At 66.8% G+C, this 12,240-nt stretch carries 12 protein-coding genes and 1 other RNA gene; 9 read left to right on the top strand and 4 right to left on the bottom strand.

Annotation, left to right across the window (positions count from 1 at the left end; translation table 11 throughout):
- Nucleotides 1-197: 197 nt before the first annotated feature.
- The 3 genes from BSQ44_RS04880 to BSQ44_RS04870 all read right to left on the bottom strand — a co-directional run bounded on the left by BSQ44_RS04880 (nt 198) and on the right by BSQ44_RS04870 (nt 2,148).
- Nucleotides 198-755: a fasciclin domain-containing protein gene (locus tag BSQ44_RS04880; RefSeq protein ID WP_072602199.1), complete on the bottom strand. Its 558-nt coding sequence runs from the start codon at nt 753-755 to the stop codon at nt 198-200.
- A 128-nt stretch (nt 756-883) separates the two neighbouring features.
- A complete protein-coding gene (locus BSQ44_RS04875) occupies nt 884-1,612 on the bottom strand; it encodes an anti-sigma factor (RefSeq protein WP_114579918.1) in 729 nt (242 codons plus the stop codon).
- Nucleotides 1,609-2,148 carry a sigma-70 family RNA polymerase sigma factor gene (locus tag BSQ44_RS04870; protein WP_072602197.1) on the bottom strand — a complete coding sequence of 180 codons (540 nt, stop codon included), beginning with the start codon at nt 2,146-2,148 and terminating at the stop codon, nt 1,609-1,611. The genes BSQ44_RS04875 and BSQ44_RS04870 overlap by 4 nt, the downstream gene beginning before the upstream one ends.
- A gap of 101 nt (nt 2,149-2,249) precedes the next feature.
- Between BSQ44_RS04870 and BSQ44_RS04865 the strand changes: the two genes are divergently transcribed.
- The 9 genes from BSQ44_RS04865 (at nt 2,250) to BSQ44_RS04825 (ending at nt 11,117) form a co-directional block, all read left to right on the top strand.
- Nucleotides 2,250-2,987 carry a ZIP family metal transporter gene (locus tag BSQ44_RS04865; RefSeq protein WP_072602196.1) on the top strand — a complete coding sequence of 246 codons (738 nt, stop codon included), beginning with the start codon at nt 2,250-2,252 and terminating at the stop codon, nt 2,985-2,987.
- Between the two features lie 58 nt (nt 2,988-3,045).
- Complete coding sequence (locus BSQ44_RS27720; RefSeq protein ID WP_250637823.1) at nt 3,046-3,819, top strand: amidase; 774 nt, start codon at nt 3,046-3,048, stop codon at nt 3,817-3,819.
- Nucleotides 3,816-4,562 carry an amidase family protein gene (locus BSQ44_RS27715; RefSeq protein ID WP_335623136.1) on the top strand — a complete coding sequence of 249 codons (747 nt, stop codon included), beginning with the start codon at nt 3,816-3,818 and terminating at the stop codon, nt 4,560-4,562. Before BSQ44_RS27720 ends, BSQ44_RS27715 begins: the two co-directional genes overlap by 4 nt.
- Before the next feature lie 328 nt (nt 4,563-4,890).
- An RNA gene (gene ffs / locus BSQ44_RS04855) (signal recognition particle sRNA small type) lies at nt 4,891-4,988 on the top strand.
- Between the two features lie 121 nt (nt 4,989-5,109).
- On the top strand, nt 5,110-6,942 hold the full coding sequence (locus tag BSQ44_RS04850) for a DNA polymerase III subunit gamma/tau (protein WP_072607864.1): 1,833 nt from the start codon (nt 5,110-5,112) through the stop codon (nt 6,940-6,942).
- Between the two features lie 15 nt (nt 6,943-6,957).
- Nucleotides 6,958-7,281: a YbaB/EbfC family nucleoid-associated protein gene (locus tag BSQ44_RS04845; protein WP_072602195.1), complete on the top strand. Its 324-nt coding sequence runs from the start codon at nt 6,958-6,960 to the stop codon at nt 7,279-7,281.
- 111 nt (nt 7,282-7,392) lie between these two features.
- A complete protein-coding gene (locus BSQ44_RS04840; RefSeq protein WP_072602194.1) occupies nt 7,393-8,394 on the top strand; it encodes an LLM class flavin-dependent oxidoreductase in 1,002 nt (333 codons plus the stop codon).
- A 694-nt stretch (nt 8,395-9,088) separates the two neighbouring features.
- Nucleotides 9,089-10,201, top strand: coding sequence for an AI-2E family transporter (locus tag BSQ44_RS04830; protein WP_072602192.1), 1,113 nt, complete (start codon nt 9,089-9,091; stop codon nt 10,199-10,201).
- Between the two features lie 88 nt (nt 10,202-10,289).
- Complete coding sequence (locus BSQ44_RS04825; RefSeq protein ID WP_072602191.1) at nt 10,290-11,117, top strand: arylamine N-acetyltransferase family protein; 828 nt, start codon at nt 10,290-10,292, stop codon at nt 11,115-11,117.
- A 148-nt stretch (nt 11,118-11,265) separates the two neighbouring features.
- Here BSQ44_RS04825 and BSQ44_RS04820 read toward each other — a convergent pair whose 3' ends face one another.
- On the bottom strand, nt 11,266-12,138 hold the full coding sequence (locus BSQ44_RS04820) for an NAD(P)-dependent oxidoreductase (protein WP_072602190.1): 873 nt from the start codon (nt 12,136-12,138) through the stop codon (nt 11,266-11,268).
- Between the last annotated feature and the right edge of the window lie 102 nt (nt 12,139-12,240).

Below are 12,240 nucleotides of genomic sequence, written 5' to 3'. Positions count from 1 at the left end.
AGGAGGTCACGGCGAAATCAACTCGCCTTGATATCGGGAAGACCCATTTTCGGAAGATGGGGACCCCGTTCCGGCCGTCAACGATTGGACGATACCCCGCGCCCAGGATCGCATTACGCGATCCCGTGACGCGGGGCACGCCGCCCGCACGCATCTTGGGTAGAACCGGAGGGACGTTCGCGTGCGGACGAAAGGGGTCAGGCTGCCGGGAGCAGGACCTTGTCGATGACGTGGATGACGCCATTCGACTGATCGACGTCGGCGATCGTGACGGTGGCAACGCCGCCGGTCTCGTCGGTCAGTGTGATCTTGTCGCCGTCCATCTTGGCCTGCAGGGTGCAGCCGCCGACGGTCGGAACCGGATGCGTGCCGCCGTCGTCGGCGATCATCTTGCCGATAGCATCCGACATGGCATCGGCCGCAACGACGTGGCAGGTCAGCACCTTGGTGAGCTGGTCCTTGTTCTCAGGCTTCAGCAGCGTCTCGACGGTGCCGGCCGGCAGCGCATCGAAGGCTTCGTTGGTCGGTGCAAAGACGGTGAACGGGCCGGGACCCGAAAGCGTCTCGACGAGGCCTGCTGCCTTCACGGCGGCGACCAGCGTCGTGTGGTCTGCGGAATTGACGGCGTTTTCGACGATGTTCTTGTCCGCGTACATAGCGGCGCCGCCGACCATCGGGTTTTCGGCGTGGGCGAACGTGGCGAGCGCCGAGAGCGCGACGGCGCCGGCGAGGATCTTTGCGGTGAGATTGCGCATAGGATGAAGTCTCCCTGTTTTTCTGCCTCTCTCGACTGGAGGCAGGTGGAGACACGGGTCGCCGAACGATTAAGTTTCGGCGCGCCGTTCACGAAAACGTCAGGCTTGCGTGAGCCGAAACCTTGGGGTCAGATCTCGCGCAGATCGCCCGCGGCCACGACGGGCCCCGTCGGCTGTCCGGTAGGGGAACCGCCCCTCGGTTCCAGGCTGATGGCGAAGACCGCGCCCTGTTCGATCTTCCGGCTCAGGGCCTGGTCGACCGCGAGGTGGACGCTGGTGCCGGCCGGCACGACCCCGAGCGAGGCGGGCGGCTGGTCGCCTTCGATGACCCACAATTCGAAGTCCTGATCGGCGCCGCGTTCTCCGGTTACGTGAGACAGGCCGATGTCTTTTTCGCGGGCATCGTAGACGACGAAGTAATGCACGTCGCTCTGCTGCGGCGCCAGCGAAGCCACAAGCCGCGCAGTCCTCGCTTCGGGCTGCTCGGGCTGTCCGAGATAGGGCTGGGCGGCCAGGAGAGCGACCGCCACGACAGCCGCCGCGGTCAGCCCGCGCCACAAGGCCAGGCTGCTCCACAGGCCGGCGGGCGCGGATGAACGGGAGGCCGTTTCCGCCGGAGCGTTCGCAAAGAGCCGCTCATCCAGCTTCCGCTTGGCCGATGCGGGCGGTTCGGCAGGAGCGAACTCGTCCATGGGCGCCAGATGCGCCTCCCACCGGTCGACCAGACGGGCGAAGGCGGGATCGGCCTCGATCCGCGCCGCGACGTCCCGGCGCTCGTCGGCCGAAAGCACGCCCACGACGTATTCGGCCGCGAGCGCGTCGTCGTCCCTTGGATCGTTGTCGTGCGCCGGACTCATCGCTCCAGGCATTCCCTCAGTTTCATCAGGCTGCGCCGCAGCCAGGTTCGCATCGTATTGAGCGGAACGCCGAAGCGTTCGGCAAGCTCTGCATAGGAGAAGCCGCTCAGATAGGCCGCCTTGACGGCCGCCGCCCGGTCGTTCTCCAGTTCGTCGAGGCAGCTGAAGACACGCGCCCGTTCTCCAGCCGCGACGGTCAATGCCTCGGGTCCCGGAGTCGGATCGACCACGCCGGTTGCCTCGTCCAGTTCGACCGTCGCCCGGCGCCGCGCCCTGATCCGGTCGATCGAATGGTTGCGCGCGATTGCCACGAGCCAGGAGATCGGGCTGAGTTCGGAAACGGCGAACCGGTCCGCCTTGGCCCATATCTTGATATAGACGTCCTGCAACGCCTCTTCCGCTTCCGCCCTGTCCCTCAAAATACGCAGGCAGACGCCAAAGAGTTTCGCGCTGGTGTGGCGATACAGCAGGTCGAACGCTGCGCGGTCCTTCATGGAGGTACGGACGATCAGCTTGGTGATGTCTGGCGCCGTCATTTATCCTGTTTTCTCGTGGCCGCGCTTTGGCGCAAGGCTTGCACGCATGCGCCCTTCGCAGTCAACTGATCCGTGAATAAAACATATGCGAGCGCCATTACGTGGATATCCTGATTGCTCTGGCCTGGGGCCTCTTCGCGGGCAGCTCCCTGCTCATCGGAGCGACGGTCGGCTGGTTCGCCAGACCGTCGCCACGCGTGATCGCCGCCGTCATGGCGTTCGGATCGGGCGTCCTGGTCTCCGCCATCGCCTTCGACCTGATGGACGAAGCGCAGGAGATCGGCGGGCTGGCGGCCTCCTCCATCGGCTTCGTGGCGGGCGCGGTGGGGTTCACCGCCGGCGCCCTGCTTCTGGCGCGCGCGGGGGCTCATGGCCGCAAGCGCTCCTCGCGCACGGATGCATCGGCCGCCACGGCGGCGATCGCGCTCGGCTCCGTGTTCGACGGTATCCCGGAATCGATCGTGATCGGGCTAAGCCTGCTCGAGGGCGAAGGCGTGTCGCTGCCCATCGTCGCGGCAATCTTCCTCTCGAACTTCCCGGAAGGGATGTCGAGTTCCGCGGGAATGAAATCCTCCGGCCTCCCGGCGCGCTACGTCTTCGGCCTGTGGGCCGGCATCGCGGCGCTGTGCGGCCTCGGGTCGGTGGTCGGCTACCACTTCTTCGCGGGCGTGCCGCAGGAATACATCGCCGTGGCGCAAGGGGTCGCGGCCGGTGCCATGCTGGCCATGATCGCCGACACGATGATCCCCGAAGCCTTCGACGAAGCCCACGACGCGGCGGGACTGATCACCGCGGGCGGTTTCCTGGCGGCATTTCTCTTATCCCACATGTTCGCGTGACGCGTCGGCGTTGCGCCGAAACCGCTTGCTCGCTAGCTTTGGCGAGAGGGGAGACGCCATGGACGACATCGAAACGCTGCTATGGGAAAACGACGCCACCGGGCTTGCGGAACGCGTCAACGCAGGTGACGTCACGCCGCTGGAACTCGTCGAGGCGGCGATCGCGCGCGCCGAAGCCACCGGCCACGACATCAACGCGATCGCCGAAAAACTCTACGACCGCGCCCGCGGTCAGGCGAAGGCCGTCGATCGCGCGCTCCCTTTCGCCGGCGTCCCCTTCGCCATCAAGGATCTGGCGATCGCGATCGAAGGCGTTGCGATGCATTCGGGAAGCGCGGTGCCCCCGCTCGTTCCGGAATTCAGTTCCGTCCTCGTGGACCGCTACCGCGCGGCCGGGCTGATCCCGATCGCCACCTCGACGTCGCCGGAATACGGCTTGCGGCTGGTCACCGAATCGAAGCGCTTCGGGATCACCCGCAATCCCTGGAACCGCGACCATGTCACCGGCGGCTCGTCCGGTGGAGCCGCGGCGCTGGTGGCGGCGGGCGTTGTTCCCGCAGCCCATGCCTCGGACGGCGGCGGATCGATACGGGTGCCGGCGGCCTGCTGCGGACTTGTCGGCCTCAAGACCTCGCGCGGGCGTATCCCGCTCACGCCGCTCGCCTCGGAAAGCTGGTACGGTTTCGTCGTCGACCATGTCGTGACCCGTTCGGTGCGCGACAGCGCCCGCCTGCTCGACCTGACGCACGGGCCGGATCTGCTGGCGCCCTACCAGGCAAGGGAACGAAGGAGACCTTCGCCCAGGCAGCCGCGCGCGAGCCGGGGAAGCTGACGATCGCGGTCTACCGCAAATCGCCGCTCGGCCTGGCGATCTCGGCGGAGACGATGGCGGCGCTCGACAAGGCGGTGTCGCTGGCACGGGACGGCGGCCACTCGATCGAGGAGATCGACCTGCCGATGATCGACCGGTCCTTCATGGCCGATTTCGCCAGGTCAGTCGCATCGGCGACCGCCGGCTTCGTGCGGGGCGAGAACGTGCGCAACGGGCGCCCGATCGGCCCGGACCTCGAGCGTTCGACCCGCGTGCTGGCACGCTTCGGCGAAACCTTCTCGGCCGGCGAACTCTATGCGGGACTGGAACGGCTTCATGCCGCCTCGCGAAACCTCATCTCGTGGACGGCGAAGTACGATGCGGTGCTGATGCCCGTCATCGCCCATCCGCCGCTGAAGGTCGGTGCGATGAACCCGGCCGGGGCGGACGAATTCCTGGAGAACGCGCTCGACCGGCTGCGGCTGACGCGGCTGCTCAGGATCGAGCAGTTCCTTGGACAGCTGATGGACAAGAGCCTGTGGTTCACCCATTGGCCGGCGATCCAGAACGTCACCGGTCAGCCTTCGATCTCCCTGCCCGTCCATGTCACCGATGCTGGCCTGCCCATCGGCATCCAGGCGGCCGGTCGTCCCGGCGATGAGGCGACGTTGCTGTCCTTCGCCGCCCAGATGGAAAAGCTGTCGGGCTGGCTCGATCGCAGGGCTCCGCTGCGCAGGCCCGAACCGGCCCGCGCAGCGGCGTGAGACCGGCACCAGTGTCGGTTCGGGGTTTAGAAAAGGCTCCGCTCTGCCGGCCAATCACTTGGTGGGCCACTCCGGCGAGGAAGCAAATGGTTCGGGCGTAACGTATCGTCCGCCAAGGACCGGGGTTCCTACTCCGTGTGCTCACCCGGTCCGCCAATCCTCGGTTGAAGACGATACCCGAGCGAAACTGCCGCCGCATGATGCATTTGTACTATGCGGCAAGTACCGTGCGCGCGAGCGACCAGCCGGATCCGACCGGATACACGGCCGGCGCATAAAGCACGGACCTCCCTTGCATTCGGCGAAGCAATCCCCGATATGGGGGTCGGGAGGTTGGTGGTGGACGAGCCACTCGCCAACCGGGTCAGGTCCGGAAGGAAGCAGCCCTAACGAGCCGCGGCACGGGTCACCGTGCCAGCCTCCCACCTTTCCACCCGCTCGCGGCGGTCCGGAAGCAACCGGATCAGGCATTGACGCGTCAGTGCCGGCACGCGACATTCGGCTTTGGACCAACGCCGACGACGGCCACATGGAGGCACTCCGACCGATGAGCGAGGCCGGCAAAGCCGACAACGCCGATGGCAAGGCCTATCGCGTCCTGGCCCGAAAGTACCGTCCGGCCAGCTTTTCCGACCTGATCGGCCAGGAGCCCATGGTGCGCACGCTTACCAACGCGTTCGCCGCCAACCGCATCGCCCAGGCCTGGATGCTGACCGGCGTGCGCGGCGTGGGCAAGACCACGACGGCCCGGATCCTGGCCCGCGCGCTGAACTACAAGACCCCCGACATCGACCGCCCCAGCATCGATCTCGCCGAGCCCGGCGAGCACTGCAAGGCGATCATGGAAGGCCGACATGTCGACGTAATCGAGATGGATGCCGCCTCCCACACCGGCATCGACGACATCCGCGAGATCATCGAGCAGGTGCGCTATGCGCCCGTTTCGGCGCGCTACAAGGTCTACATCATCGATGAGGTGCACATGCTCTCGACGCAGGCCTTCAACGGCCTGCTGAAGACACTGGAAGAGCCGCCTCCGCACGTGAAGTTCATCTTCGCCACCACCGAGATCCGCAAGGTGCCGATCACCGTGCTGTCGCGCTGCCAGCGCTTCGACCTGAGGCGTGTCGACGCCGGCCTCCTGGTCGAGCACCTGCGCGGCATTGCCGGCAAGGAGGACGTCGCGGTCGAGGACGAGGCGATGGCCATGGTCGCCCGCGCGGCCGAAGGCTCGGTCCGCGACGCGCTCTCGATCTTCGACCAGGCCATCGCCCACGGCGCCGGCTCGGTGTCCGCGGCGGCCGTGCGCGCCATGCTCGGTCTCGCCGACCGGGCGCGCGTCATCGACCTCTTCGAAAACCTCATGCGCGGCGACGTCGCCGCGGCGCTGACCGAGTACCGGGCGCAATATGACGGCGGTGCCGACCCGGCGGTCGTGCTGACCGACCTGGCGGAATTCAACCATCTGGTGACGCGCCTGCGCTTCGTGCCGGAAGCCGCGCAAGATGCGGCGCTGACCGAGGACGAAAGAACGCGGGGCGTCGAGTTTTCGCAGCGGCTTTCGGTGCGGGTCCTGTCGCGCACCTGGCAGATGCTGCTCAAGGGCATCTCGGAAGTTCAGGGCTCGAACCGTCCGGTCAGCGCCGGCGAGATGGTGCTGATCAGGATCGCGCATGCCGCGAGCCTGCCCACCCTCGACGAGGCCTTGAAGTCGATGGAAGACGGCGCGCCCGCCCTGTCGGGTCGCGGCTCCGCGCCGCGTATCGGCAATGGCGGCGCCGCGCAGCCCGCGCCCGCGATGTCCGCAGCTTCAGGCGCAGCCGTTGCCCAACACCGCATGCCGTCTTCCGGCGGAGGGCAGGCGATGCGCCTTGTGGAGACATCTCCCGCGCCGGCGCCGGAGAGCCTGACGCAGCCGGCGGAGCCTGAACCCGAGCCTCAGATCGTGCCGGTCAGGTCGCTGGAGGAGTTCGCGACCCTCGCCGACGCCACCCGCGACCTCGCCTTCAAGGTGCAGCTGAAGCGTTGCGTGCGTCTGGTGCGCATCGAGCCGGGCAAGCTGGAAGTGAGCCTCACCGACGACGCGCCCAAGACGCTGCTCAACGACATGACCACGCGGCTGAAGGCCTGGACCGGCCGCAACTGGTTCGTCTCGCTGTCGCGCGAAACGGGCGGCCGGACCATGGCCGAAGTCGAGACCGACAAGCGCGAGACGGCGCTGCTCGACGCCCGGTCCGATCCGGCGGTCGCGGCGATCCTCTCCCGCTTTCCAGGCGCCAAGATCATAGACGTCCGCATTCCCGACGCCGCGGTCGCGGAGACGGTGGACGATCCCTCGCTGCCGGTGGAACCCGCCGGCGAAGACGACGACGAAATCTGACGAAAGGACGATGCGATGAAGGACCTCATGGGCCTGATGGGCAAGGCCAAGGAAATGCAGGCGAAATTCCAGACCATGCAGGAGGAGATCGCCCTGATCGAGGCCGCCGGCCAGGCCGGCGGTGGGCTGGTGACGGTGACGCTTTCGGGCAAGGGCGAGATGAAATCGCTGAAGATCGATCCGTCGCTGTTCAAGGAAGACGACGTGGAGGTCCTGGAAGACCTGATCCTCGCCGCCCATAACGACGCCAAGGGCAAGCTCGAGGCGACGATGCAGCAGAAGACCCAGGAGCTGACGGCCGGCCTGCCGATCCCGCCCGGCTTCAAGATGCCTTTCTAGAGGGGCGCTTTTGCACGCAGCACAAGGACGCCGTTGCATGATCGCGCAACGGCCGGAGTTTCCGGCCGTGCCCTCCTTGGACGACGGGAAGACACTCCCCATATCCGCCTCATGATCCCGATTTCAGTTCTCGACCTCTCCCCCGTTCCCGAAGGTTCCGACGCGGCGCAGTCGCTGCGGAACACGCTCGATCTCGCCCGGCATGCCGAGCGATGGGGCTACCGGCGCTACTGGCTCGCCGAGCACCACAACATGCCCGGCATCGCGAGCGCCGCGACGGCGGTGACGATCGCCCATGTCGCGGCGGGAACCTCCACGATCCGCGTCGGCGCCGGCGGCATCATGCTGCCGAACCACGCGCCGCTCATGGTCGCGGAGGCCTTCGGCACGCTGGCCGCACTGCATCCCGGCCGCATAGACCTCGGCATCGGGCGCGCTCCGGGCACCGACATGGCGACGGCGCGGGCGCTTCGCCGCAACCTCAACGCCGACATCAATGCCTTCCCGCAGGACGTCATCGAGCTGCTCGGCTACTTCCAGCCCCTTCAGGAGGGCCAGCGCGTCCAGGCGGTGCCGGGCACGGGCCTCGACGTGCCAGTCTGGATTCTCGGCTCCAGCCTTTACGGGGCGCAGCTCGCGGCGGCGCTCGGGCTGCCCTACGCCTTCGCCTCGCATTTCGCGCCGGCGGAGCTGGAAAGCGCGATGACGATCTATCGCGAGCGCTTCGAGCCGTCGCAGTATCTGGACAAGCCCTACGTCATGCTTGGCATGAGCGTCTTCGCCGCCGAGACGGACGATGAGGCGCGGTTCCTGTTCTCGTCCCAGCAGCAGGCCTTCGTGAACCTGCGTACCGGGCGTCCCGGCAAGCTGCCGCCGCCGGTGGAGAACTATTATGAGAGCCTCGATCCGATGGCGCGCATGATGCTCGACCAGGCCCTGTCCTGCGCCGTCGTCGGTTCGCCGGACACCGTCAGGCGCGGTGTGGAGGAGTTCGCCCGCCGGACCGGCGCGGACGAACTGATGGTGACCGGCCAGGTGTTCGACCACGCGGCGCGCCTGCGGTCATACGAAATCCTCGCTGACGCGCACCGGACGCTGTCGGAAGCCGCCTGAGCGGCATTCCGGCAGGTGCATCAGGGTTGCTGTCTCAGCACGGCCCCTGTCGGATCACGGTGTAGTTCGCAACATTGGCCTCGCAGCCGTTTCCGAACGTCCGAACATGCGATCCCCGGCGCGCGCAGACCGGCTCGTAGACCTGCGTGCAGGACAGCCCGCCCGGCTGCGGACCGGGAGGATTGATCGGTCCGGGACCTGGGCCCGGAGGAGGTCCGGGAGGAGGCGGCGGTCCCGGAGGCGGTGGCGTGATCGGGCCGCCCGAACGGCGGCATTGTCCAGGATACACGACCCGGTAGCGTTCCTTGCGTGCCTCGCATGCATTGCCGAACGTCTGCCGGTCGCGACCGCGTTCCGCGCAAACCGGTTCGTAGACGCGCGGGCAGAACCCCGGACCCGGACCCGGGCCGGGATTGTAAGGTGGCGGTCCGCTCTCGACGACGCAGGACGATAACGCCACGAAAGCCAGCAGCCCCGCAGCGCGTGTGACGTATCCGAAGCCCGATGTCGACATTCGATTCTCCCGCAGTCTATTCGCACATTGCACCAAGTTTCGTGCGGTAGACAATGGCCGAATGATACCGGGGTACCGGCAGTCGTCCCGCATCGACGCATTTCCCCTGCTGGCGGAACGGAACCGCGTCTGGCACATTCCCTGTCTTCCGCGCCCTTCAGCACGCGGAGCGGGAGGAGCATGGCCGAGGTCGAAAAGAAAGAGGAGGAGGTGGCGGCCATCGAGATGTCCATGCGAAGACGCACGTTTCGCGTCCTGCTCGGCATATTTCTCATCCTGTTCGTCTACGCCCTCTACTTCGCCAAGGATTTCTTCCTGCCCGTGGTGCTCGCTTTCATGCTGGCACTGACGCTGTCGCCCATCGTGCGCGTCCTGTCCTGGCGCGGCGTGCCCGCTCCCCTTTCCGCGACGCTTCTCGTGCTGGTCTCCTTCACCGGCCTCTCGATCATGGGGTTCCTGCTGAGCGGTCCGGTGCTCGACCTGGTCAACGATGCCCCGAAGATCGGACGGGAGTTGCGCGAGCGGGTGTCGGAAATCCGCGGGCCTCTCACGCGCTTCGTGGAAGCGTCGGAGGAGATCGAGAACGTCACCGAATCCGGTAACGAGCCAGACGTGCAGAAGGTCGTGATCGCCCAGCCGGGCATCGTCTCCCGCGCTGCCGGCAACCTTCTCTCCTTCGGCACCACGGTGGCCGTGACGCTCGTGCTGTCGCTGTTTCTCCTCGCCTCCGGCAGTCTCTTCTACGAAAAGATGGTGCAGTCGTTCGACCTGATGAGCGACAAGAAGCGGGCGCTGAGGGTCGTCTACGACGTCGAGCGCGAGATCTCGCGCTACCTCCTGACGGTGGCGCTCATCAACAGCGGCCTCGGCGTGGCGGTCGGGCTCTGCTGCTGGGCGGTGGGTCTTCCCACACCGTTCGTCTGGGGCGTTGCCGCGGCGCTCCTCAATTTTCTTCCCTATGTGGGAAGCCTGATCGGAATCGTGCTCGTCGGCATCATTTCCGTGGTGACCTTCGACACGCTTGCCACCGCCATGGTCGCGCCGCTGCTCTACTTTGCCTGCACGGCGATCGAGGGCCAGTTCGTCACGCCGCTGGTGGTCGGCCGCCGGCTCGAGATCAACGCCGTCGCGATCTTCATCGCCATTGCCTTCTGGTCCTGGCTGTGGGGCTTCGCCGGCGCGCTCCTCGCGGTCCCCATCCTGGTCATCGTCAAGGTCTTCTGCGACAATTTCGAAGTGATGCGCAGCTTCGGCAATTTCCTCGGCGCGCAGCACACCAACGATACCGAATAGCCTTCCGGCTGCGCGGCGCGGCCGACGGCTTCTTCTTGCCTCGGTTCTGCTGCCCGGCTAGAGGCTCTTCCCGATGCGGGGAGGCGCAATGGCCGGCACGGCTCCAGGAATCGATCTCGACGCCTATTGCGAGCGTATCGGCTATCGCGGACCGCGCGAGGCGACGCTGCCGGTGCTGCGCGAGCTTCAACGCCTGCACCCCGAAGCGATCGCCTTCGAGAACCTGGACCCCTTCCTCGGTCGGCCGGTGCGGCTGGATCTTCCATCGCTTGAAGAAAAGCTCGTGCACTCGCGCCGCGGCGGCTACTGCTTCGAGCAGAACCTGCTCTTCTGGAAGGCGCTCTCCGCCTTGGGCTTCGAGGTTTCGGGGCTCGCGGCGCGCGTGCTGTGGAACTATTCAGAGGACGCCGTCAATCCGCGCAGCCACATGCTGCTGCGCGTCGAGCTCGAAGGCGCGACATGGCTGGCGGACGTCGGCTTCGGCGGCCTGACCCAGACCGCGCCTCTACGGCTCGCGCCGGGCATGGTGCAGGCGACACCGCACGAAGCATATCGCATCGTCGAACAGGGCGATCATATGCGCCTGCAGGCGGAGATCGGCGGCGAATGGCGGTCCATCTTCCGGTTCGACATGGTCGAACATCTCGAGGTGGACTACGCCGCATCGAGCTACTTCCTGTCCGCCAATCCGGCCTCTCACTTCGTCACGTCGCTCATCGCCGCACGCGCGCTGCCGGGCCGGCGCCTCGGCCTGCTGAACGACCGTCTCACGATCCGCGAAACCGGCGGACCAGGCCGGCAGATGCATCTGGGCTCGGGAGCCGAAGCGCGAGGAATCTTGGCGGCGGACTTTGGTATCGAGGTTCCCGAGCCCGACCGTTTCGACGAGCGGTTCCTTGCGCTTGGCTTCGGCTAGAGCCACGGCTGACGGGATGGTGGTGAGGCGGTTCCTGCGCCGTCTCACGCTGTCGATATGCTCAGGCACGGATCCCAGGGTATGCGCCTCCGCCAACGCTCCCGCTCCGCCCTGGGATGACGAAGGTGGGGGTGGGTCGCCGATCGCGTCAGGACAGCAACCTAATCATCTCCGGCACGAAGCGCTCGCCCTCGCCCGCCTCTACCTGGCCGCGATACGTGCCCTCGACCGCAGTGGCGATGGCACCGGCGCTTCCGAGGGTCTCGACCATGGTGCCGTAGTAGCCGATGTCCTTGGCTGCGTTCGAAATGGAAAAGCGGAAGTTGCCCGTGTCGCCATCGAGGATGAACGGCGCGAGGCGGTCGAGCACCACCCCCTTGCCTCCGCCCTGGGCGAGCACCGCGTGGAACGTGGCTGGATCGATGCCGGCCTTGCCGGCGGCGGCGGCCGCTTCGCAGAGAACCGCCGAAAATCCGAGGGACACGTAGTTGTGCAGCAGCTTCATGACGTGACCCGAGCCGACCGGACCGGCATGGGTGACGTTCTCGGCGAAGCTTTGCAGGAGCGGCAGGCATTCCTCGAACAGCGCGCGCTCGCCGCCGACGAGGAGGTTGAGCCGACCTTCCGCGGCCTCCTTCGGCGTTCGTGTCATCGGCGCGTCGAGCATCCTGCCGCCGGCCTCGTGCACCATGGCCGCCATGCGGCGCGTGGAGTCGGGAATGGCGGTGGAGCAGTCGATGATCACCGTTTTGGGGCGAATGGCTGCAAGCACACCGTCCGGACCCGTCAATACCGCCTCGACCTGCGGAGAGCCGGTGACGCATAGCACGATGGTGTCGCAGTGCGCAGCAAGCGCGGCCGGCGTCGCGAAGACTTCTGCGCCGGCCGCCACGAGGGCGTCCGTGGGCTGGTTGCCGGGGTGGTCGACGAAGGCGATCCGGCGACCGGAGCGCTGGATGCTGCTTGCGATCCCGTGGCCCATCAGGCCAACGCCGACGATCCCGATCAAGTCTGCCTGCATGGCTTCTTCCTCTGCGATGTTCGAGCCCGGATCGGAACCTCGGTGCCCCGTGTGTCCCGCAAGCACCGCGCGTCCCGATCCGCCTTCGCCGCTCCCCCTGCA

The organism is Aquibium oceanicum, from assembly GCF_001889605.1.
Lineage (GTDB): Bacteria > Pseudomonadota > Alphaproteobacteria > Rhizobiales > Rhizobiaceae > Aquibium > Aquibium oceanicum.
The sequence above is the reverse complement of the archived record's forward strand: the minus strand, read 5'-3'. Positions and strand labels throughout refer to the sequence as shown.

Bases quoted from the DNA above. Each gene is read 5' to 3' on its own strand.
- BSQ44_RS04880 (WP_072602199.1), bottom strand. From the start codon at position 755: ATGCGCAATCTCACCGCAAAGATCCTCGCCGGCGCCGTCGCGCTCTCG.
- BSQ44_RS04875 (WP_114579918.1), bottom strand. From the start codon at position 1,612: ATGAGTCCGGCGCACGACAACGATCCAAGGGACGACGACGCGCTCGCG.
- BSQ44_RS04870 (WP_072602197.1), bottom strand. From the start codon at position 2,148: ATGACGGCGCCAGACATCACCAAGCTGATCGTCCGTACCTCCATGAAG.
- BSQ44_RS27720 (WP_250637823.1), top strand. From the start codon at position 3,046: ATGGACGACATCGAAACGCTGCTATGGGAAAACGACGCCACCGGGCTT.
- BSQ44_RS04850 (WP_072607864.1), top strand. From the start codon at position 5,110: ATGAGCGAGGCCGGCAAAGCCGACAACGCCGATGGCAAGGCCTATCGC.
- BSQ44_RS04845 (WP_072602195.1), top strand. From the start codon at position 6,958: ATGAAGGACCTCATGGGCCTGATGGGCAAGGCCAAGGAAATGCAGGCG.
- BSQ44_RS04840 (WP_072602194.1), top strand. From the start codon at position 7,393: ATGATCCCGATTTCAGTTCTCGACCTCTCCCCCGTTCCCGAAGGTTCC.
- BSQ44_RS04830 (WP_072602192.1), top strand. From the start codon at position 9,089: ATGGCCGAGGTCGAAAAGAAAGAGGAGGAGGTGGCGGCCATCGAGATG.
- BSQ44_RS04825 (WP_072602191.1), top strand. From the start codon at position 10,290: ATGGCCGGCACGGCTCCAGGAATCGATCTCGACGCCTATTGCGAGCGT.
- BSQ44_RS04820 (WP_072602190.1), bottom strand. From the start codon at position 12,138: ATGCAGGCAGACTTGATCGGGATCGTCGGCGTTGGCCTGATGGGCCAC.